Source organism: Rhizobium sp. AG855, from assembly GCF_003610655.1.
In the GTDB taxonomy this organism is placed as follows: domain Bacteria; phylum Pseudomonadota; class Alphaproteobacteria; order Rhizobiales; family Rhizobiaceae; genus Allorhizobium; species Allorhizobium wuzhouense.
On record NZ_RAQG01000003.1, the window covers coordinates 895,898 to 918,101 of the forward strand.

The following is a 22,204-nucleotide window of genomic DNA, read 5'->3' on the forward strand; positions in this document are numbered from 1 at the left end:
CGGTTGGGCGGGTTATGCGCAGGTTTCAAATGGCAATACGATCCAGATCGTGACCCAATGGAACCTTGCCTATTTGGGCAGCAACGGTGCCGGCCGGATCCAGAGCGGGAAGAACCTCTTTACCTACCCGCCGCAGACCGTGCAGCAATCGCTTCTCGAGAAGTGAGAGCCGCACGATTGAGATAGGGGCGGCGTTCACGCCGCCTTCAATTCTGCCTTTGCCAGGGCCCGCTCAAGCGCTGTGATGCACGCTTCGTCGTGGTGACGGCCTGCGCCTTCCCAGAGGATCGCGAGCGCTTTTTCGACCGGCATCGCGGCACGGTAAGGACGCTCGGCGGTCAGGGCATCGAAAACATCGGCCGTGGCGACGATGCGGGTCTCGAAGGAGATCTGCTCGCCTTTCAGCCCACGCGGATAGCCGGAGCCATCGAGCTTTTCGTGGTGCGCGCCGCCGATCAGAGCGAGATCGGAGAAGGCTGCGATGCGTGACAGGATCGTCTCCGAATATTCGGCATGGCGCTTCATCTGCTCCCATTCCAAGCCTTCAAGACGGCCCGGCTTGTCGAGCACGCTGTTGGAGACGCCGAGCTTGCCGATATCGTGCAGCAGGGCCGCCCGCTTCAGCCGGCGGCGTTCGGCGGAGGCAATGCCGAGTTCCTCGGCGATGAGATCGGTGAAGAGGGCGACGCGGTCGCTGTGGCCCGAGGTGTAGGGGCTTTTGGCATCAATGACGCGGGCAAAGCCTGCAGCGATGTCGTCGAGGTATTCCTCGTCGGCCATGATCGCGTGGCGACCCGGCTCCAGGGCAAGCACATAGCGCTCCAGACCGTCGGCGCCGAGTTGGGCAAAGAAGACCGGTGTCGCGAGCTTTTCGAAGACGTCGACCAGCTGCGGATCGAACCAGCTGCCGGCCCGTTTCCTCACTTCCGTGAGCGCTGCCTCGCCGCCCTCATGGACGAAGAAGACGTCGATGACCTGGGCCATCAGGGCGATGCGGGCAAAGAGATGGATCTGCTCGCCCTTCAACCCTTGGGGCTTGCCGCCGCCATCGACATGTTCGTCGAGATCGAGGATGCCTTTCGCGACGTCCTCCGAAAACCGCATCTGGCGGGCGATGTCCGCGCCGCGCTGGCAGCGGGTCTGGATGAGGCTGGTCGAGATCTCGCCGCCGTTCTTGAAGATGTTGAGGATACCGCGAAAGCGTTCGGCAAGGCCCGCCTCCATGCCGGTGTGCGACAGCACGAATTTCAGGATCTGCGGGAAGGAGCCGTCGATCCGTTTGAAGTCGCGTTTGAACTTCAGGTCGTCGGCCAGATAGAGCTCGCAGATACGGGCGGCATTCGACGAGCAGCCAAGATCCTTGAGGAGCAGCGTGTAATAGAGATCGCGCAGGGCCTCCTCGGACAGACCGAGCGCCTTGCCGATGCGCGTGCCGATGAAGCAGCAGCGGACGCAATGGCCGGCAGGCTGGCCTTCGGTCATGTCGAGCGCATGGCTGAGGGCCTCGATCAGTTCGGCGAGTCGGATGGTTTCAGTCATGGCATCTCCTGCTGCGGGAGAGGCTAATGCGCTAATATTAAGAACGCGTGTTGAATGCGTGTCCGCCAGCCCGGTCGTCAACCTCCTGTTCATCGCTTCCATGCTTGTCTTTTTCCCGCATTGTCTTAAGCCATGAGACGCACTATGTGCGGATGAGCCAAACCAACGAGGACTGTCCCCTGTGATGAACGAAGACGAAGACGACAAGAGCAAGGAACTGCCGATCGGCAAGGAAACGGAAGCGAACCTCTTCAAGTCGCGTTCGATCTTCATCTATGGCGGGATCACCATGGAGCTGGCGCAGAAGGTCTGCACGCAGCTCGTCGCGCTTGCCGCCGCATCGGATGAAGACATCCGCGTGTTCGTCTGCTCGCCGGGCGGCCATGTGGAAGCCGGTGACGCGATCCACGACATGATCAAGTTCATCAAGCCGAAGGTCTGGATCATCGCGACGGGCTGGGCCGCTTCTGCCGGCTCGCTGATTTTCGTCGCCGTTCCGAAGGAACGCCGTCTGGCGCTGCCGAATACCCGCTTCCTGATGCACCAGCCGTCCGGCGGCACGCGCGGCATGGCATCCGACATCGAGATCCAGGCCCGCGAGATCATCAAGATGAACGAGCGCCTGATCAAGATCTATGCGAAGGCCACCGGCCAGAGCCAGGAAAAGATCGCCAAGGACATCGACCGCGACTACTGGCTGTCGGCCGAAGATGCCGTCACCTATGGCCTGGTCGGCCGCATCATCGAAAGCCATGCCGACATCGGCTGATTGGCTTTCCTTGGCACAGAGTTTGAGACCCGTCGGAGCGATCCGGCGGGTTTTTTGTATCCGAGGCGGGAGATTGATACCGATCTGCGCCGGTGCTAACCTGAAGGCGTCGAAAAGAGGCTTAGCCCGTCCGGTCGCCGGGCACCGCTGATGCGGGCCATGTTTTGATGAACCCACGGCACTTGAACCCGAAACCATCGGGCAGGTGTCGCGCATGTGCGCTCTCTGCCCGCAGCCACGGAGAGCCTACCATGTCTTCTTCCTTCAAATTCGGCGTCTTGACGGCCCTGATCATGTCGTTTGCAATGTCGTTGTTCTTTTCCGGCCTGTTCACCTTCCTTGCCCTGGGAGGCGCGCCGGACTTTCTGTCTGCCTGGGCAGGGAGCTTTGCACTCGGCTGGCCGCTCGGTTTTATTCTTGCCATGCTGATCGGCAAACCGGTGCGGGCCATCGCGCAGAGATTGGCGGGGCTTCCCGCACGGGTGTGACCCAAGTCATAAAAAAAGCGATCCGCGGGCAACCGGGGATCGCGTTTTTGAAGGGCGCGACCCTGATCGGGTCGCTCTGGATCACATGCCAGGATAACAGGCCGTGGGATCAGATAAGCGGGCAGCCACGACGATTGGCGAAGCGGATGCGCTCGGGGCCACGACGGGTGAAGCCTTCAACGGTCACGCTGCGATCGGTGATGCGGACCACCTGCGGACGGCGCAGGCCTTCGTCCAAAGCGGCTTCGCGGGCCTCACGCGCACTGCAGCCGCGATCACGCTCGCGCTCGCGGATCACCGGGCGGATGCCGTTCGGTCCGATGCGCAGCTCGACATCCTGAGCCGAGGCGGGCGCGACGAAAGCGGCGCTGGTGACGAGCATCGTCAGGGCGAGGGCGGATTTCATGATGGACATGGGTGGTCTCCTCAGTTCTGTCGCACAGAAATGCGGTGGAGACGCAAAGGTTCCGACGCGGCGCGACCCTGAAAGCCGGCTTCAGAAACCGCATGAGGCGCTTGGGAGAGCACTCAAGCGCGACACAGTGCCCGCTCTAGCACCGTGAAGACCCGCGGATCGGCGCATTGGGCCGCATTGAAGCGCATCATTGATGGGGCGTTCTGGGAGACAGAGAAGACATTGCCGGGGGCGAGTACGACGCCGTCGGCAAGTGCTAGGCGCGCGACGTCCGTGGCGTCATGGCCGTCCGGCAAGGTGCACCAGAGAAACAGGCCTCCGCGCGGCTCGATAAAGGGGGCGATGCCGAGGCGGGCGAGGCGCCTGCGGGTTTCGCCCATGGCAGCGGCGAGCCTGCTGCGCATGGCCTGGAGATGGCGGCGGTAGCTTCCATCCTTCAGCACCGAGAGGACCAGTTCGGCCGCCAGTGCGGGGCCGGCGAAGGAGGAGGCGATCTTCAGATCCGTCAGGCCGTCGATCCAGTCCGGTCGCGCGGCGATATAGCCGATGCGCGTGGCGGCGGAGAGCGTCTTGGAAAAACTGCCGACATGGATGACGCGTTGCAGACCGTCGAGGGCGGCGAGGCGGGGTGCGGGCTGCTGCTCGAAATCGCAGAAGATGTCGTCCTCGACGATGGTGAGATCGGCCGCCTCGGCAATCTTCATCAGCCGGTGGGCGGTTGCGGCCGAAAGTGTGGCGCCCGTCGGGTTGTGAAACGCGGAATTGGTCACATAGAGGCGTGGGCGATGGGTGGCGACGGCTTCGGCAAAGGCGTCGAGATCCGGACCCGATGGCGTGAAGGGGATGCCGACGATCTTTGCCCTGTGGGCGCGCAACAGAGCGAGGAAATTGAAGTAGCAGGGATCGTCGACCAGGACGCAATCGCCGGGCTCCAGCAGGAAGCGGCAAACGAGATCGATCGCCTGGGTGCCGCTTTCGACGAGAAGGACCTGGGACGGGCTGGCCTCGATGCCGGTTTCGGCCATGCGGCGGGTCAGATGCTGGCGAAGCGGCAGCAGGCCGAGTGGCGTGCCGTAGTCGGTGAGGCTGGTGGCTCCGGTGCGCGCCAGGCTGCGCAGCGCCCGGCGCAGATCCTGTTCCGGCATCCAGTCGGGAGGCATCCAGCCGCAACCGGGCTTCAGGCTCTCGGCCGGTGCCTCCAGGGACTGGCGGGTGACCCAGAAGGGATCCACGGCGCGGTCGAGACGAGGGCCGAGATCGGCCAGCACCAGCGGCGCCGGAGACGAGAGCACGTAGAAGCCGGAACCGGGCCGGGCCTCAATGACGCCGTCTGCCGCGAGACGCTCATAGGCCTCGACCATGGTGGAGGGCGAGACGTCGAAGAGGTCGGCCCCCTTGCGGATCGAGGGGAGTTTGGCGCCGGGCCCGAGGCTGCGCGTGGCGATGCGGGCGCGGATCGCGGCGATCACATGAGCGGTGCGGCCGGCATTGGTTGCCTCTGCTGCGGCAGGGGCTTCAACGGGGAGGGCGTTCATCTGTATGGCTCTCGTTATCAATACAGTTTGGTGAAAGTGTATCGATCCGTGTCTGCCAAGTCGAGTGGCCCGTCGCTAGGGTCCGACCGGCGCCCGCCGGCAAGCGGCAGGCGCGACAGTTGAGGACAAGGAAGATACGGGCATGGACAAGGTGATGGCGGGCAAGGGCACGCTCGACAGGACGACGCTTAATACGACGACGCGGGGATTTTTGAACGGGGCGCTGGGCATGCTGATCTTCTCGGCCTCGCTGCCGGCGACGCGGATCGCCGTGCAGGGTTTCGACCCCGTCTTCCTGACCGCAGCGCGGGCGGCGATCGCCGGGCTTCTGGCACTCGCCGTGCTGTTGGCGCTGAAGACCCGGCGGCCGGGGCGGGGGGACGTGTTGTCTCTTGTCGTCATCGCGCTCGGGGTCGTGGTCGGTTTTCCGCTCTTGACGGCGCTGGCGCTGCAGCACATCACGTCTGCGCAGTCGCTGGTGTTCATCGGGCTTTTGCCGTTGTCGACCGCCGTCTTCGGCGTGTTGCGCGGGTCGGAACGACCGAAGCCGGTGTTCTGGATGTTTTCGCTTTTCGGCAGTCTTGTTGTCGTCGGTTTCGCGGTGACGAATGGCGGGCCGGCTTCGCTGACCGGGGACCTGCTGATGATTGCGGCCATCCTGGTCTGCGGGCTGGGTTATGCCGAGGGCGGGCGGCTGACGCGGCAGATGGGCGGTTTTGCCGTGATCGCCTGGGCGCTGGTGCTGGCGCTGCCGGTGATGCTGGTGCTGACATGGGTGCTGCGGCCGGACACGGTGGCGGATGTGACGACAGGGCAGTGGCTGGGGCTTGCCTATGTCTCGCTGTTTTCCATGCTGATCGGCTTCGTCTTCTGGTATCGCGGCCTGGCGCTGGGCGGGATTGCAGCCGTCGGGCAGTTGCAGCTGTTGCAGCCGTTTTTCGGCCTGGCGCTGGCGGCCCTTCTGCTCGGCGAGCAGGTGAGCTGGGGCATGGGGTTGGCGACGCTGGCGGTGGTCGCCTGTGTGGCGGGAGCGCGGCGTTACGGGCGGTGAGGCTGCCGCAAGGTGGGTTTCGCGGGATGCCCTGACCGGGACGAGGCGGCTGCGGATTAAGGTTAATCAAGCGTTTAACTTGACCCGCTGATGCCGGGCATGCGCAAGCTCGGCTTCATATTCGCCACGCGAGACATGCGCCATGCAGACCAAGAGGCTCGACGGGCTGGACATCGCCAAAGGCATCGCCATTCTCTTGGTGGTCTATGGCCATGTGATGCGTGGCTTGCAGGTGGCCGGGCTCGTCTCCTTCGACGGCGTCTGGGGGTATGTCGACTACCTCGTCTATACCGTGCATATGCCGGTCTTCTTCGTGGTTTCCGGCTTTCTCTACGAGGCCGGGCGGCAAAGGGCGCAGGCGGCGCGCGACGTCGGTCTCCGGGAGACGGCGTCCGATGGTGCAGGGCGGTCATTCTGGAAGCCGAAGCTCGTGACCCTGGCCTGGCCCTATGTTCTCTGGTCGACGGTGCATCTTGCCGCCCAGGCGATCATGAGCGGGTCGGGCATGGTCAATCACGAGGCGAGCCTTGGCCGCCTCGCCTCGATCGGCTGGAATCCGGTCTCGCCCTTCTGGTTTCTCTACGCGCTGTTCATGGCCTTTGCCGCGAGCTACCTGTTGCAGAGGTTTTCGGCGCGGGTGGTGGCGCTTCTTGCCTTCCTGCTGATGCTGGTCGTGCATCCGCTGCCATTGCCGGCGGTGATCGGCGATCTGGCCTTTGGGCTGGTCTATTTCTCGCTCGGCCGATTGGTCTTTGCCGAGCGGCTGGCCGGGCCGCTGCGCTCGGCCGTGACGCTGGGGCTGGCGACCGCCGGCTTCGTGCTCTCGGCCAGCATTGCCTATCGCTATGCGCTCGATGTGCGGCTTGCGACGGTGGGCACGCTGTGCGGGCTCGTCGCCTTCTTCATGCTGTCGACGCTTCTTGCCCATTCGCCGCTGCGCCGCCCGCTCGTCATTCTCGGGCGTTGCACCATGGGCATTTACGTCATGCATATCCTGGTCATCGCGACCTTCCGGGCGGTCGGGCTGAAGCTGCTGCATCTTGACCTGACGGCGGTCATCCTCGGCTGCATCGCATTCGCCGTCGTGGTGCCGCTCACTGCGCAGGTGATCGCAAACCGGATCGGCATTGCCCGTTTCCTCGGGTTGCAGACGAAGCTCGATGATGTGTTGTGGCGCAGGCGGCCGGGCGCGGTCGCGGGGGAATGAACCGAAATTCAGGTCGGCTTCAGCGCCATTCGTGCAGCTTGGTGCCCATGAGCGGCCGGGTGGTGACGAGCGGCAGGCTGCCTCCGGCGCTTTCGGCATAGGCTAGCGCATAGGCCAGCGCATCGGCGTCGTCATTGAAGCCGATGAAGATCATCGAGAGTGCCTTTGCCTTCGGCGCACCCTTCTTGCGATAGGAAAATTTGACCGCGCAATGGGGGTAGGCTTCATCGAGCACTGCGCCTTCGGGCAGGGCATCCGACAGCGCCAGATGGGCCTTCAAACCGAGGAACCGGTCGATGGCGGCAAAGGCGGTGGCCTGCGGCAACTGCTTGTTCTCCGTTGCCTTGGGCGCGCGACCCCAGAAGAGGCTGTCGACCAGTCCCTTGGCCCGCTTGGATTTCAACACCACCCGCCCGCCGGCTGCGACGAGTTCCAGATGGGCATCCCAGGTCTGGAAGAGGTCAGGGGTTTCCAGAAGCTCGGCGAGGAGCGGTCGGAGGGCGGCGGTGAGGTCGGTGTAAAGCGCAGGGGGCATGGGGTCTCGGGCTCATGTGGAGGCGTGCGGGCCTCCTAGCATGGTAGGGGCGGGGTGGATAGCGCCAAGGGGGCGCCGGGAACGGGTAGGCTCCCATGTTTCAGGGCGCCATCAGGCCCGCTTGGCTGCGGGGGTGGCGGGCTCCAGCCTTTCGCGCAACCGGGCAAGCGACATGGGTTTGCCGATCAGATAACCCTGCAGCAGTTCGCAGCCGGCTTCGCGGGCGAAACGGGCCTGGGCGTCCGTCTCGATGCCTTCGGCGGTGACGGGAATGTCGAGGGCGGCGGCGAGCTGGATGGTGGCTTTCAGGATCGCATCATTGCCGCCCGAGATCAGGGATCGGTCGATCTTGACCTTGTCGAAGCCGAACTGGCGCAGCGTGCCGATGCTGGCATGGCCGGTGCCGAAATCATCCATGGCGAAGCGCGCGCCGATGGCATGCAGCGCGGTGATCGAACGCCGCGCCCGGTCGGGCTTGGAGATAAACACGCCTTCCGTCACCTCGAGAATGAGGCGGCGGGGATCGAAGGCCAGCCGCGACAGGAGATCCTTCATCTCGTCGGCGAAATTCGGATTGCACAGTTGCAGGGGTGATACGTTGAGCGACAGGTCGAGATGCGGCCAGTCGGCGACCGCGCGCATGGCTGTTTCGAAGACCTTTTGCGACAGCTGGTCGATGAGGCCGGATCGTTCGGCGAGCGGAATGAAGATATCGGGACTGACCGGGCCGGTCGGCGGCATCCATCGGGCCAGCGCCTCGACGCCCAGTATCGCGCCGGAGACGGCCGATGTCAGCGGCTGGAAGACCACTTCGATCTCGTCATTGGCGATGGCTGCCTTCAGGCGCTGTTCGGCCAAGGCGAGGTTCTCCCGCTCGAGGTCGAGTTCGGCGCTGTAGGCTGCCGTCTGCCCGCGACCGCTTTCCTTGGCGTGATAGAGCGCGACATCGGCGCGGCGGACGACTTCGAGCGGGGCCGTCTCGGCCGGTAGGCTGGTGAAACCGACACTGGCGCCGACCTCGACGGTGCGACCGTCGATGGCGAAAGGCTGCTTCAGCAGATGCACGATGCGGGCGCCGACCTTGTTCGCATCGACATCGTCGGGATGGATCAGGGCGAATTCGTCGCCGCCCATGCGGGCGATCGCAGAGACCCTGTCATCCACCGTTTCGAGCGTTTCGCCGACCATGCGGATGAGCTTGTCGCCCACGGCATGGCCCCAGGCGTCGTTGACGGCCTTGAAACCGTCGAGGTCGATGAGGTGGACGATGCTGCCTGCGGGCGCGCCTGAAATGGCATGAATGAAGCCGGCACGGTTGAGCAGGCCTGTCAGATGGTCGTGGGTGGCGTCGCGCGTGGCTTCGGCCGCACGCGCGCTTTCGCGGCGCAGTTCCGAGCGCGAATGATCGATCACCAGGAACACGAAAATGGCAAACAGAACGGCCAGGGTGATCAGTTGCGGGAAAACCCGCTCATAGATCGCCGTGCCGGGATCGAGTTTCGGCCAGGTGAGATAGGCGAGCGGCTGGCCGTTCGTGTCGATGATCGGATAATCGAGCTGGCCGGGTATCCGGTCCTTGTGGATCGAAAGTCCCTTCACCTGAAAATCGTCGGCGATGCCGGCGATATAATCCGGGGTGAGCCCCTTGAAGTAGGTGAGGGTGTAGAATGGGGTCTGAGCCTTGCCATAATAGGGCTGGATGGCGAGCGTGCTGACCATGGTGACCTGGCCGGATAGTAAAAAGAAACCGACACGGGCATTGGTCGAGGGCGATTTGGCGGCATCGAGCGACTGGCGGACAAGATTCGGCCCGAAGGCCGTCAGCGCATCGAAGGTCATGCCCTTCACATAGGCCGACACCTTCCGCCCGTCAGGGTCGAGCACCACGACGCCGTCGTAAAGCGGGTAGTCTTCGCTGGTCGTGCCCCAGTTTTCGTGGATCCAGGTCTGGGTGTCGGGCGAGCCCATCGCCGTATAGGCATCGTCCCAGATGGCATTGTCGCGGGTGGTGACCGCCATGCGTTTCTTGATCGACGAGACGGCGGAGGCCACGGCATCCAGCGAGCGTTTTTCATCGATGCCGTTGGCGGCATCCCGCATGGTGACGACGACATGGGCCGACAGAGCCGCGATCGCGGCCAGGATCGCCAGCACACTGATGGCCGCCAACACGACCTGCCGCGCCTGACGGGGCGACCGAATTTCCACTGCCATCGGGACAACCAGAGTTTTGGGTGACCATTGCATATCCGCAAGGACGGCAGGTGACATCATGTCCGCAAAGAGCGCTGCAGGGATTGGTTTATCAGGAAATGCTTTCGGAATGGTGTTGATGGGGGCTGCGGGGTTTTGGGTTGGTGGTGCGTCGGCTGAGCGGTTCCCTGGAGCCAGGACGCCGTGGCTGATCGCGATGTACCTGCAGCTTTTGGACGTGCTTCGGGTAGGTTGCGACTGTAACTTCTCGATATGCCTGCGCCTTCCGCTGTCAATCGAAGAAATTGTGCAAGATTATGAAATCAAAAGCATTTTTTGCGGCTCTTGCTGGAGCAACAGTCTTGCAAGCAGACCCGCTTTGGGCCGTGGATATCACGACGCCAACGACCATTTATACGGGAACTGAATATGGCAGCAATTATATCTTCTTGAACAGCTCGCTCAGGTTCGGAACTGTCGACACGGAAGCCACGCTTACCGGCACGCTTGTCTTTGACCGCGGCGGCGTCGGTAGGCTTTCGGCCACGACCTCGTCAATCTTGAACGTTCCATCTGTAAGCCTGGGTCTGGGATACGATCTTACCTTAGGATCTGCTGTCGACCAGGGGACGCTGGTCTTTGAAAATGCAACGTTCAACGGCGGGTCTCCGCCTTTTCCGCCGCGCTCAAGCATGACGGTTGCCGGTGGAACAGTCATTTTCAAGGATTCCTTGCGTGTTGTTTCGCCGTTCGGTGCAGTCCAGATCGATTCAGGAGCAAGTGTAGTCCTTGGGCCATCCGGTGTACTTTTTCATTCCCTCAGCAACTTGACTGGCGCTGGTATTCTCGATGGCAGCGGGAGGTCCATGACCCTCAATGGCGCATCGTTCGATGGAGAAATTCGTAATGTCGACGTTTTAACTATCAACAACTATGGCTCTACTACGGCTGCGTCGCTCGGCGGGGTATTAACCAATGTGAACCGGTTGCAGGTCACGGACGGTTCGTTTTTTAACCTGGAGCAAACGCAGATTGTCGACACAATCGCTGACTCAATTGCGAACCTTTCTTCGATTTCCGTGGGGGCCGGAGCTGAGCTGCAGTTTGGTGTGACTGACCTGACGCTGCGAAATCTTACAGGGTCAGGTACTATCCGAGGCGTTGGAGACATTACAATCGATGGCGGCACGTTTGACGGGGCCTTTGAAACCGCAAACGATCTGATTTTTACAGGAACATCTACCTGGGGCGGAAGCTTGGTTTCTGCCGCAGGCGTGATTGTGGCGGATGGGGCCAGGCTTACTGTTAACAGCAGCTCGGTATTCAACGGCGGCGTGCCTGTCGAGATTGACGGGTTCTTCGGCGCAAATAGCGACGTGCGCTTCGGCGAGCTGAGTGGCGATGGCGCGATTGTGACACGCGCGGATCTGACAGTTGGGGCCGGCGGGGCAAGCAGTCAATTCGATGGCTCTGTCTATTCGTCCTTTGGCGGGGAACTCATCAAGGCAGGTGGAGGGACGCTCACTTTCGGACAAACATCATCCATTTGGGGCAATGCAAGGATTGATGACGGTTCCCTCGTTATCCAGACATCTAATGCCAACGGCGACATTCAGAACAACGCCTCAGTCGTTTTCGACCTCGGTTCGCGGGACGACACGTATTCCGGAACGCTCTCGGGGAGCGGCGTATTTACCAAACTTGGCAATGGTTTGCTTACGTTGTCAGGGACCAACGCGTTTTCCGGAACTTTCGAAGTGTTCGGGGGAGGGTTGCTGACCGATGCGCTTGGACTTCAGGGCGATGTGGTCAACACTGCCTTGGTTACATTCAATGAACTCTCCTCCGGTACCTATGCCTCCGACATGTCCGGAAGCGGTGGTCTGGTGAAAACTGGTGCCGGACGCCTCAACTGGACTGGTGTCGGGACCTTTACCGGCGGGACAGAGGTGCAGGAGGGGCTGCTTTCGGTGAACGGCAGCCTCGACGGTCCGGTCACGATCCATGATGGGGCAAGGCTCGGAGGCGCCGGCATTGTCGGGTCTTTTGATGCGCTCGACGGTGCGACAATCGCGCCGGGAAATTCCATTGGAACTCTCAATATCGTCGGCAATGCCACTTTTGCTGCAGGCTCAGTTTATGATGTGGAGGTGGATGGCCTCGGTCATGCCGACTTGATGGATGTCGGCGGCGTGCTCACGGTCTCAAGCGGTGCCAACGTGCTGGTCGGTCCGGAGAATGGGGTGGATACAGGTATTGATTATGCCTCACCCATCACCTTTCGAATTGCCACGGCATCCGGCGGCGTCAATGGCACCTTTGGTTCGGTCAGCGATAGCTTCGCCTTCCTAGACTCCGCTCTTTCCTATGACGCGAACAATATCTACCTGACGCTGACGCGACTGTCATTCAGCGATTCAGCCGGTACGCCGAACGAGCAGGAGGTGGGCTCAGCGTTGGACAGCCTTCCGAACGGGCAGGTCACGGACGCGTTGCTGGGGGTGACGGATGCGGAGCGCAGTCGTGCCTTGCGCGCGCTTTCGGGCGAGATCCACGCGTCGATTGGCCAGGGGCTGATAGACAGCGGTGCAGCACAGCGCGACAGCGTGTTGCAAACACTCGCCGATCCTGGGCGCGGGCGCTTCTGGACCGTGGCCCATGGTACGTCAAATCGCTGGCGGACCGACGAGGTGGCCAGCGGCGGGAGCATTCAGGGCGGGGGCGTTACCTTCGGCGGGGATCTTTATCAGAGCGGCAGTATGACACTCGGCATTCTCGCGGGATATGATCATCTGTCGATGGACCTTTCGGAGGCGCCCGCTGAGGCGGATGTCGAAAGCGTATATCTCGGCGCCTATGGCGCCTTGCAGGCCAACAACATAGCTCTGCGGTTCGGTGGCGTCTACGCGAGACACGAGATCGACACGAACCGCAGTGTCGCCTTCTCGTCGCTCGCCGAGCGCCTGGTCGCCAACTATAGTGGCGACACTCTCCAGGCCTTCGGGGAACTGTCCACCGAAATTGCGCTCAACGATATCGCGGTGCAGCCTTTCGTGGGCGCTGCGGTGATCTACGGGCGCCAAAACGCTTTTTCGGAAACCGGCGGGTTTGCAGCCTTAAGCGGGCAGGCGGATGAGGATCTTCTAGCCCAAACCTCGCTCGGCATCCGCTTCGATCACAACCTGACTGTCGGCGAGCGGGCAATCCGCCTTTACGGTGCGTTGGGCTGGAACCAGATGCTCGGCGACGACCGCGCCAGCGCTACCCTGGCCTTTGATGGCGGCAGTGATTTCACGGTGCAGGGCAGTCAAAGCGCGCGTCATTCCGGCATGATTAAATTGGGACTTGCAACACAGATTGCCGAGGGTGCGACATTCGATATCAATTATAGTGCTCAGCTTGCGAGCGGTGACACTCGGCAGTCGGTGAAGGCCGGGCTGCAAGTGGCCTTCTGAGCGGCGACGGCCTTAATCCCTTGCTGGTGAGCATGGTCTCGGATGTCACGTTTCGGCGCCTGATCGCTCTGCTTTGTCCTGCCCAGCTTTGTGCCAAGCATCTGCTGCGGCGTCACCGCCTTCGATCTCGCCGGCTGCCGCTGGCGGCAGTAGATCCTCGGGACTTCGCCCGAGGATGACGACGGTTGGCTTCTGGGCCAACGGAAAACCCCGCCAGTTCTCTCCGGCGGGGTCCGCATTTCCCTCAATCCTCAAGCGCTCAACCGCGCTCTCAGAACTCCACAGCCCGATCGCCGTCCTCGTCCTGAATGCGGGTCGGCAGGCCGATCTTGTTCAGGAGGTTGATGAAGGGCTTCGGCGGCAGTTCTTCGACGTTGGCCATCTTCTTGACGTCCCATTCGCCTGACGCGACCAGCATGGCGGCTGCGACCGGGGGGACGCCGGCGGTGTAGGAGATGCCCTGGCTGCCCACTTCGTTATAGGCTTCCTTGTGGTCGGCGACGTTGTAAATGAAGACGGTCTTTTCCTTGCCGTCCTTCAAACCCTTGACGTAGTCACCGATGCAGGTCTTGCCTTCGTAGTTCGGGGCAAGCGAGGCAGGATCCGGCAGGCAGGCCTTGACGACCTTGAGGGGGACCACTTCGGAGCCGTCGGCGAGCTTGACCGGCTGTTCGGAGAGCAGGCCGATCGACTTCAGGACGGTGAAGACGTTGATGTAGTGATCGCCAAAACCCATCCAGAAGCGCACGTCGGCGCCGTCCATGTTCTTGGCCAATGAGTGCACTTCGTCATGGCCGCAGAGATAGGCGCGACGCGTGCCGACGACCGGCAGGTCGTAGTCCTTGCCGATCTCGAACATCTTGTTGACCTTCCATTCGCCGCCCTGCCAGGAATAGACGACGCCGGTGAATTCGCGGAAGTTGATTTCCGGGTCGAAGTTGGTGGCGAAGTATTTGCCATGGCTGCCGGCATTGATGTCGACGATGTCGACGTCGGTCACCTTGTCGAGATATTCGTCCTTGGCGAGCTTGGCATAAGCATTGACCACGCCCGGATCGAAGCCGGCGCCGAGAATGGCGGTGATGCCCTTTTCAGCGCATTCTTCCGCACGCTTCCACTCGTAGTTTCCATACCACGGCGGGGTTTCGCAGATCTTGTTCGGCTCTTCATGGATCGCGGTGTCGATGTAGGCGACGCCGGTGTCCATGCAGGCGCGCAGCACCGACATGTTGAGGAAGGCGGTGCCGACATTGATGACGATTTGCGCGCCGAGCTTCTTGATCAGGGCCTTGGTGGCTTCGATGTCGAGGGCGTCGAGCGCGTGGGCTTCAAGGACGCCTTCCTGCTTCATCGCCTTCTTTTCATGAACCGAAGCGATGATGGCGTCGCACTTCGCCTTGGTGCGCGAGGCGATATGGATGTCGCCGAGCACGTCGTTGTTCTGCGCGCACTTGTGGGCGACCACCTGGGCGACGCCGCCGGCGCCGATGATGAGCACGTTCTTTTTCATTATGGGACCAACTCCTATGTCCAATCGTCAGAACCTGTTCCTGAGGGAGTTCAGGACAGGCTTGTTTCGTAGTCCGTGTAGTCGAATTCACGGACCGTCCTGAGGCTGCCATCCAGTTCGCGGATGGCGATTGCCGGCATTTGCACGCCGTTAAACCAGTTTTTCTTGACCATCGTGTAGCCGGCGGTGTCCTGCAGCGAGATGCGGTCGCCGATGTTCAATTCGTTTTCGAAATTGAACTCGCCGAAGATATCGCCCGCGAGGCAGGACTTGCCGCAGACCTGGTACCGGTGCGGTCCCTGGTTGGGGTGGACCTTCGCGCTTTCCCGGTAGATCAGGAGATCGAGGAGATGCGCTTCGATGGACGAATCCACCACGACAAGATCCTTGCCGTTGTAAAGTCTGTCGAGCACGGTGACTTCGAGCGTGGTCGACTTGGTGATCGAGGCTTCGCCGGGCTCCAGATAGACCTGGACGCCGAACTCGCCGGAGAAGCGCTTCAGGCGCTCGGCGAATTTTTCGAGCGGATAGTTCTCGCCGGTGAAATGGATGCCGCCGCCTAGGCTGACCCAGTCGGCCTTCTTCAGGAGGGGGGCGAACTTCTGTTCGATGTCGCCGAGCATTTTGTCGAAAAGATCGAAATCGCCGTTTTCGCAGTTGTTGTGGATCATGAAGCCGGAGATCAGCTCCATGACCGGCTCGACCTTTTTCAGATCCCACTCACCCAGCCGCGAGAAGGGGCGGGCGGGGTCGGCAAGGTCGAAGCTCGAGGAGGAGACGCCGGGATTGAGGCGCAGGCCGCGGATGATGCCGGAGGATTGCTTCTCGAAGCGGGTCAGCTGGCCGATCGAGTTGAAGATGATCTTGTCGGCGTGGGAGACGACCTCGTCGATCTCGTAGTCGGCATAGGCCACCGAATAGGCATGGGTTTCCTTGCCGAAGCGCTCATGGCCGAGGCGGACTTCATTGAGCGACGACGACGTCGTGCCGTCCATGTAGTCGCGCATGAAATCGAAGACCGACCAGGTGGCGAAACATTTCAGCGCCAGGAGCGCCTTGGCGCCGGAGAGTTCGCGCAATTTGGCGATCTTCTCCATGTTCTGGAGCAGTTTGGATTTGTCGATCAGATAATAAGGGGTCTGGATCAAGGCTCTATCCTTCGTGAACCCAGCCGTTGCCGGCGGAAGTGAACGGGACGCCCCGAATGCGTCGGAGGGGGTCCATAGGCAAAAGGGGGGTAAAAGGCAAGCACAAGCTCGGGGTTTCAGCAGATTGCGCCTGTTTGGCCCGAGAAGATGAAACCAAGATGACGGTCGGTGCCTGCCAAATCCGGGATGCACTGCGTCCAGCGGAGTCCAGCCATGCATAAAAAAGGCGTCTTATTTAGCAATATGCAAGCTTCCGCTGGTAATCGTTGCCTAACGCTACTCTCCTGGACATCTCATGCATCTCGACCTCGCGACGATTCTGACACTGCATCCGCTGTCACTGGCTGTCGGCGCGCTGTGTTTCCTGCTGGTGCGCTCGCGGTCCCTGCATATTCGCGGGCTCGGCAAGATGTCTCTGGGTTTCCTCGTGCTGGGCGGCGGCTCGCTTCTGGCCGGCGCCGGGCTTGAAGATGTCATCGACTACCGCACCTGGACGTTCTGGAGCTTCGTCAGCGGACCGGTATCCTATTCCCTGATCTATGTGGGGCTGATCAACCTGATCGAGGAGCGTCCTGCCGGTCGCAACTGGTTCGCGTTCGTGGTTCCGATTGTGCTGACGACCTGGGCGTTCGTGTCGGATTTCTACCTCGACAATGTCGAACGTTCGGCGGTTTTCCTCTCTGTCATGGCGATGTTTGCGCTGGCAGCCGTCTGGATGGTGCTCCGTGACAAGAGGGGCGAGCGGTTGCAGACCCGATGGGGGCTTGCCGGAGCCTTCGTCTGCAAGGCGATCATCGCCTTGACCACCATTGTGGTGATCGCCAGACCTGATCTGATGCCTGTGACGCCGGCGGCCACTTTCCTGCTTCTGATCCTCTGCCAGTTCGCCATTGCGATGTTTGTGCTGATCCTGGTGCAGGAACGGTCCGAGCGTCGATTGATAGCGCTGACAGAGACCGACAGCCTGACCGGGATCCACAACCGGCACTGGATGATGGACCGGCTGCCGCAGCAGGTGCAGCCGGGAAGTGCCTATGTCATCATCGATATCGACCACTTCAAGCAGGTCAACGACCGCTATGGGCACGTGGCCGGGGACCAGGTTTTGACGGGAGTGGCGCAGGCCATGATGCGCTCGCTCGGGGAGACGGCGATTTTCGCGCGTATGGGCGGCGAGGAGTTCGGCCTGTTTCTGCCGGATGTCGGTGTCGCACGCGCAATCGAAACGGTCGAGCAGTTGCGCGCGACCGTTGCTTCGCTCGCGATTTCCCATGACGGCGAGGTGATCCCGGTGACACTGAGTGCCGGCGTTGCGGTGGCGCCGGTGGCAAAGACCATGACAAAACTGATGGGCCGGGCCGATGCTGCGCTTTATGCGGCCAAGAGAGGCGGGCGCAATCGGGTGGTGCTGGCTGGGGCCAACACACAGCTGACGACGCCTGGCGAGACGGAGCGCTTCGACCAGCCGGCGAGTTCCCTTTAAAGCTGCACGAGAGGACGCTTTCGCGGCCTCTGGACCTTGTCAGCGTCTTCGGAATTTGATTGGCCTTCACCATCAAACTCCGTTTCGCGAGCCCGTTATGCTGAAAGATTTGTCTCCCCAGGCCGCCTTCATGGGCGTGCTCGTCGCCTTTGTCGGTTTTGCCAGTTCCTTTGCCGTCGTCTTGCAGGGGCTGAAGGGTGTTGGGGCAACCGATTACGAGGCGGCGTCCGGGCTGATGGCGCTGTCCGTTGCAATGGGGATCTGCGGGATCGTGCTCAGTGCCTGGACGAAACTGCCGGTCTCGGTCGCGTGGTCGACACCGGGGGCGGCGCTGATGGCGACGGCGGGTGTTCCAGTGGGCGGCTTTCCGGCAGCGGTCGGGGCGTTTCTGGTCTGCGCGGCGCTGATCGTGCTTGCCGGGCTGATCCGCCCGTTTGGCCGCGCTGTGGCGGCAATCCCTGCGCCCATCGCCAATGCCATGCTGGCCGGCGTTATTCTCAGCCTGTGTTTTGCGCCGTTCAAGGCGGTGGCCTTCGATGCGACCTTGGGACTGCCGATTCTCGTCGTCTGGGCGGTGGTGTCGGCCTTCAAGCGGCTTTACGCGGTGCCTGCGGCCCTTCTGGCCTTTGTCGTGGTCATCGTCCTTGGTGTCGAACTTCCGGAGGGGGCCATGGCCAGTTGGGCAGCCTCGCTCGCACCGCCGGTGGAACTGGTGCGGCCGGCGTTCACGCTGCCCGCGCTGGTGTCGATTGCGCTGCCGCTGTTCATCGTCACCATGGCCTCGCAGAACATTCCCGGGATCGCGATCCTCAAGGTCAACAAATATGAGCCGAATCCGGGGCCGATGTTTGCCGTGACCGGCGTGTTTTCGGCATTGTTGGCGCCGTTCGGCGGGCATGCGGTCAATCTTGCGGCGATCACGGCGGCGATGTGTGCGGGCGAGGATGCGCATCCCGATCCGAAGCGGCGCTATTGGGCGGCGATCATTGCCGGCATCGGCTATGTGCTTCTGGGGCTTGCCGCCGGTGCGGTCACCGGTTTCGTGTCGCTGGCGCCGCCTGTTCTCATCCAGTCGGTGGCGGGTCTGGCGCTGATCGGGGCGTTTTCGGGGTCCTCGGTTGCAGCGTTCCAGGTGCCGGAGACGCGGGAGGCGGCGGCGGTGACGTTCCTTGTGACGGCGTCGGGGATTTCCATTCTCGGGATCTCAGGGGCATTCTGGGGGCTGATTGCGGGGGTGGCGATGCTGGGGCTGGTGAAGATTGCGAGAAGCCGCGCTTGAGGCGGCCCCGCATCAAAGCAATCGTTTTTGGGCTGGCGGCCAGCCTGTTCGGTTATGTGTTCTACATGCGCTACTGGATCTGGCGGGACTGTATCGCGGCAGCGCAGTCGAGCTGTGTCACGTCCGACGGCAGCAATGTCACCGAGGGCGGGATGGTCTGGGGCGTGGTGGCAATCGGTCTCCTCGCCGCATCCATCATTGCGCAGTTCGGACGACGCTGAGAGACGTGTGTCTTGCCTGGTGCAATCGCATGGGTTGCGCTAGGTTGAGGGCATGGAGTTCGAATTCGATCCGGCCAAAAGTGAGGCGAACAAGGCGAAGCACGGAATCGATTTCGTGGCGGCGCAGGAGTTGTGGTATGATCTCTTTGGCGTCGATGCGGATGCGGGACATCCGGCGGAAGCGCGGCGAATCCGCGTAGGCAGGATCGCTGGCGTTTTATGGACAGGTGTTTATGTTCTGCGGGACGAACGCGTGCGGATTATTTCTGTGCGCCGAGCGAGAATTCAAGAGAGGCGTCGCTATGAAGATAATCAGCGCTGAAGAATTCGACCGGAAGTTCGACGACGGTGAGGATATCAGCGAATATATCGATTGGAGCACCGCCACCCGTCCCAACCTCGAGCCGGCTGAACTGACTGTGACCGTGACGCGAGGAACGAAGCTCCTGCTGGAGCGTCAGGCAAAGGAACTTGGTGTATCCGTTGATTCCCTGCTTGAAGAGTGGTTGCGCGAAAAGCTGGATGCGGCACGTTCATCCGCTGCCGAATAACACCCTTGCGCGATTCATTTCGTCGCGCTATTCCTGATCCCATGAAGACCAACGGCACCTCCATTGCTGCGACTGAGATGACGGCCCGCGCTGCGGCCGGCTTCGTCGCGTCGGTGCCAAACTCGCTTCTTCTTCTCGGCCTTATCCGCGGTTGCCGGGTCCATTGAGGAGCGCCCGGCGGCCGGGTCAGCCGTTTGGCGATTGCTCCTCGAAAACTCCCACATCGATATCAGCAATTCCCTGACAAGGGATCGTTCGGACGTGTCAAACGCAAGCTGATTTGCTATCAGCCGGTCACGCCGACGAGGACGAGAAGAGACGAAGACGATGATTTTGAAGACCCATACCGTGAAGCAGGGCATGCCGGACGCTTCTGAGAAGTACCGCCCTTATCCGCAGATCGCCATTGCCGACCGCACCTGGCCGTCCAAGGTGATCGACAAGGCGCCGATCTGGTGTTCCGTCGATCTGCGCGATGGCAATCAGTCACTGGTCAACCCGATGGGCCATGACCGCAAGGCGCGGATGTTCCAGCTCTTGCTGGACATGGGTTTCAAGGAAATCGAGATCGGCTTCCCCTCGGCCTCGCAGACCGATTTCGACTTTGCCCGCTGGTGCGTGGAAGAGGGCGGTGTTCCCAATGATGTCTCGCTGCAGGTCTTGGTGCAGTGCCGGCCGGAGCTGATCACGCGGACCTTCGAGGCGCTGCAGGGCGCACACAAGCCGATCATTCATTTCTACAACTCGACCTCCGAGCTGCAGCGCCGCGTGGTGTTCGGCAAGGATGTCGCCGGCATCAAGCAGATTGCGGTCGACGCGGCGAAGATGATCATGGACATGGCGGCGAAAGCTGGCGGCGGCTATCGCTTCGAATATTCGCCGGAGAGTTTTACCGGCACCGAGCTCGAGGTGGCGCTGGAGATCTGCAATGCCGTCATCGCCGAAGTGAAGCCGACGGCGGACAATAAGCTGATCCTGAATTTGCCCTCGACCGTCGAAATGGCGACGCCGAACATCTATGCCGACCAGATCGAATGGATGTGCCGCAATATCGACCAACGCGAAAATGTCATCATCTCGCTGCATCCGCATAATGACCGGGGCACCGGCATTGCCGCGACGGAACTCGGCCTGATGGCCGGCGCCGACCGCGTTGAAGGCACGCTGTTCGGCAATGGCGAGCGCACCGGCAATGTCGATGTCGTGACGCTGGCGCTCAACATGTATACGCAGGGTGTCGACCCGCAGCTGGACTGCTCCGACATCGAGCGGATCAAGGCGGTCTATGAATATTCCAACGAGATGGTCATTCCCGAGCGTCATCCGTATGTCGGCGAGCTGGTCTATACGGCCTTCTCCGGCTCACACCAGGATGCAATCAACAAGGGCATGAAGGCGATCAAGACCGCCAATCATCCGCTCTGGGAAGTGCCCTATCTGCCGATCGATCCGCAGGACGTCGGCCGTACCTATGAGGCGATCATCCGGATCAATTCGCAGTCGGGCAAGGGCGGCATCGCCTATATCCTGCAGGAAGATTACGGCATCAACCTGCCGCGCGCCCTGCAGGTGGAGTTCCGCGAGGACATCCAGCGGATCACCGACGAGGATGGCAAGGAACTGCCGTCGAAGAAGATCTACGAGCGCTTCATCGAACGTTATGTCGAGCAGCCGCGGGCGCGGATCAAGTTTGTCGATCACCACACCTATCCGGCTGGCACTGATCAGAAGGGCATCCGGGTCGTTGCCGCCGAGATCACCGACAAGGGTGAGACGAAGCGGATCGAGGGCAAGGGGACTGGGCCGATCGACGGCTTTGTCAATGCGCTGTCGACCTATCTCGGGATCGATCTCTCGGTGCAGGACTATTCCGAGCATTCGTTGCAGCATGGCTCGAATGCGGCAGCCATTGCCTATGTCGAGATGGCGCATGCCGGCGGCAAGCTGTTCGGCGCAGGCATCAACACCAATATCGTGACGGCCTCTCTGGAGGCGATCGTCTCGGCCGCAAACCGCGTGCTTGAGACGCAGGCCAAGGCCTAAACAACATGACGCTCTTCGCCGAGGTTCGACATGTGGCCTCGGCGAAGGCACCGCTCGTGCTGCTGCATGGCTTCGGTGGGATCGGGGCGCTGTGGGCGCCGGTCGTCTCTCGGCTCGGCCCCGATATCCCGCTGGTCGTGTATGATCTGCCGGGTCACGGGCAGTCGCTCGGTGCCGAGGGTATCGGGCATGCCGGTGTGATGGCCAAGGTTGTTCTCGCGGATCTCGATCGGCGCGGGGTTTCCAGCTTTCATCTCTGCGGGCATTCGATGGGTGGTGCGATTGCGAGCCTGATTGCGCTGCGTGCCGCCGACCGGGTGCGCTCGCTGACGCTGCTGGCGCCGGGCGGTTTCGGGCCCGAAATCCATCATGAGGCGCTGCGGCGCTATGGTTTGGCGGTTGAGACCAGCGACCTGGCACTGGCTCTGGCTGCGCTGTTGGCTCCGGGCAGCATGTCTGGTGTGACGAGCCTCGATCGGCTTGCCGATGCTCGGCGTCTTCCCGGAGCCACGGACCGGCTTATGGAGATCCTGAATTCCTTCCTTGTGGAGACCGACGGGCTGACAGGGCAGGGGACGCTGCCGCTTTCGGCTTTCGAGGCGCTTGGCGTTCCGACGCGGCTGTTGTGGGGAACGAAGGATCCGATCCTGCCGGTCACGCAAGCCAAGGCCATCTGGCCGGGTGCCGACGTGATGCTGATCGAAGGCGTAGGGCATATGCTGATGGACGGGGCACCGGATGCGGTGGCTTCCGCTCTTTCATCCGCGATGGCGGCAGATTGA

Annotated in this window: 19 protein-coding genes; 12 read left to right on the forward strand and 7 right to left on the reverse strand. The window is 61.8% G+C overall.

Annotated features, from left to right (window positions below):
• Positions 1-195: 195 nt before the first annotated feature.
• Positions 196-1,539 (reverse strand): HD-GYP domain-containing protein, encoded by a 1,344-nt coding sequence (locus DFO46_RS04350; RefSeq protein WP_120276455.1) that lies wholly within the window; start codon positions 1,537-1,539, stop codon positions 196-198.
• Between the two features lie 184 nt (positions 1,540-1,723).
• Here DFO46_RS04350 and DFO46_RS04355 point away from each other — a divergent pair, with 184 nt between their 5' ends.
• On the forward strand, positions 1,724-2,308 hold the full coding sequence (locus DFO46_RS04355) for an ATP-dependent Clp protease proteolytic subunit (protein WP_062279418.1): 585 nt from the start codon (positions 1,724-1,726) through the stop codon (positions 2,306-2,308).
• 251 nt (positions 2,309-2,559) lie between these two features.
• On the forward strand, positions 2,560-2,796 hold the full coding sequence (locus DFO46_RS04360) for a DUF2798 domain-containing protein (RefSeq protein ID WP_183041836.1): 237 nt from the start codon (positions 2,560-2,562) through the stop codon (positions 2,794-2,796).
• A gap of 109 nt (positions 2,797-2,905) precedes the next feature.
• Here the strand turns inward: DFO46_RS04360 and DFO46_RS04365 are convergent, their stop codons facing one another.
• The gene (locus DFO46_RS04365; RefSeq protein ID WP_245422597.1) at positions 2,906-3,202 is read right to left on the reverse strand and encodes a hypothetical protein; all 297 of its coding nucleotides are present in this window, start codon (positions 3,200-3,202) and stop codon (positions 2,906-2,908) included.
• Between the two features lie 122 nt (positions 3,203-3,324).
• Positions 3,325-4,746 (reverse strand): PLP-dependent aminotransferase family protein, encoded by a 1,422-nt coding sequence (locus DFO46_RS04370; protein WP_120276458.1) that lies wholly within the window; start codon positions 4,744-4,746, stop codon positions 3,325-3,327.
• Between the two features lie 154 nt (positions 4,747-4,900).
• On the opposite strand from DFO46_RS04370, the gene DFO46_RS04375 reads away from it, so the two are divergent.
• Entirely contained in the window at positions 4,901-5,797 is an 897-nt protein-coding gene (locus DFO46_RS04375) for a DMT family transporter (protein WP_120278136.1), read from the forward strand.
• A 142-nt stretch (positions 5,798-5,939) separates the two neighbouring features.
• A complete protein-coding gene (locus DFO46_RS04380; protein ID WP_120276459.1) occupies positions 5,940-7,004 on the forward strand; it encodes an acyltransferase in 1,065 nt (354 codons plus the stop codon).
• Positions 7,005-7,023: 19 nt separating this feature from the next.
• On the opposite strand, the gene DFO46_RS04385 is transcribed toward DFO46_RS04380, so the two are convergent.
• A complete protein-coding gene (locus DFO46_RS04385) occupies positions 7,024-7,539 on the reverse strand; it encodes a hypothetical protein (RefSeq protein ID WP_120276460.1) in 516 nt (171 codons plus the stop codon).
• A gap of 111 nt (positions 7,540-7,650) precedes the next feature.
• Complete coding sequence (locus DFO46_RS04390; protein WP_183041837.1) at positions 7,651-9,753, reverse strand: EAL domain-containing protein; 2,103 nt, start codon at positions 9,751-9,753, stop codon at positions 7,651-7,653.
• A 284-nt stretch (positions 9,754-10,037) separates the two neighbouring features.
• Here DFO46_RS04390 and DFO46_RS04395 point away from each other — a divergent pair, with 284 nt between their 5' ends.
• Positions 10,038-13,187 (forward strand): autotransporter domain-containing protein, encoded by a 3,150-nt coding sequence (locus tag DFO46_RS04395; protein ID WP_147412736.1) that lies wholly within the window; start codon positions 10,038-10,040, stop codon positions 13,185-13,187.
• A 271-nt stretch (positions 13,188-13,458) separates the two neighbouring features.
• On the opposite strand, the gene DFO46_RS04400 is transcribed toward DFO46_RS04395, so the two are convergent.
• Both DFO46_RS04400 and DFO46_RS04405 read right to left on the reverse strand, forming a co-directional pair.
• Positions 13,459-14,697 carry a saccharopine dehydrogenase family protein gene (locus tag DFO46_RS04400; RefSeq protein ID WP_120276463.1) on the reverse strand — a complete coding sequence of 413 codons (1,239 nt, stop codon included), beginning with the start codon at positions 14,695-14,697 and terminating at the stop codon, positions 13,459-13,461.
• Positions 14,698-14,747: 50 nt separating this feature from the next.
• Entirely contained in the window at positions 14,748-15,845 is a 1,098-nt protein-coding gene (locus DFO46_RS04405) for a carboxynorspermidine decarboxylase (RefSeq protein WP_120276464.1), read from the reverse strand.
• 295 nt (positions 15,846-16,140) lie between these two features.
• Here DFO46_RS04405 and DFO46_RS04410 point away from each other — a divergent pair, with 295 nt between their 5' ends.
• The 7 genes from DFO46_RS04410 to DFO46_RS04440 all read left to right on the forward strand — a co-directional run bounded on the left by DFO46_RS04410 (position 16,141) and on the right by DFO46_RS04440 (position 22,204).
• Positions 16,141-17,328 (forward strand): GGDEF domain-containing protein, encoded by a 1,188-nt coding sequence (locus DFO46_RS04410; protein WP_120276465.1) that lies wholly within the window; start codon positions 16,141-16,143, stop codon positions 17,326-17,328.
• A 97-nt stretch (positions 17,329-17,425) separates the two neighbouring features.
• Positions 17,426-18,607, forward strand: coding sequence for a benzoate/H(+) symporter BenE family transporter (locus DFO46_RS04415; RefSeq protein ID WP_120276466.1), 1,182 nt, complete (start codon positions 17,426-17,428; stop codon positions 18,605-18,607).
• Positions 18,604-18,828, forward strand: a complete 225-nt coding sequence (locus DFO46_RS04420; protein WP_120276467.1) for a hypothetical protein — start codon at positions 18,604-18,606, stop codon at positions 18,826-18,828. Before DFO46_RS04415 ends, DFO46_RS04420 begins: the two co-directional genes overlap by 4 nt.
• Positions 18,829-18,880: 52 nt before the next feature.
• The gene (locus DFO46_RS04425) at positions 18,881-19,150 is read left to right on the forward strand and encodes a BrnT family toxin (RefSeq protein ID WP_120276468.1); all 270 of its coding nucleotides are present in this window, start codon (positions 18,881-18,883) and stop codon (positions 19,148-19,150) included.
• On the forward strand, positions 19,131-19,379 hold the full coding sequence (locus tag DFO46_RS04430) for a CopG family antitoxin (protein WP_120276469.1): 249 nt from the start codon (positions 19,131-19,133) through the stop codon (positions 19,377-19,379). The genes DFO46_RS04425 and DFO46_RS04430 overlap by 20 nt, the downstream gene beginning before the upstream one ends.
• A 327-nt stretch (positions 19,380-19,706) precedes the next feature.
• Positions 19,707-21,422 (forward strand): 2-isopropylmalate synthase, encoded by a 1,716-nt coding sequence (gene leuA / locus DFO46_RS04435; RefSeq protein WP_120276470.1) that lies wholly within the window; start codon positions 19,707-19,709, stop codon positions 21,420-21,422.
• Positions 21,423-21,427: 5 nt separating this feature from the next.
• A complete protein-coding gene (locus DFO46_RS04440; protein WP_120276471.1) occupies positions 21,428-22,204 on the forward strand; it encodes an alpha/beta fold hydrolase in 777 nt (258 codons plus the stop codon).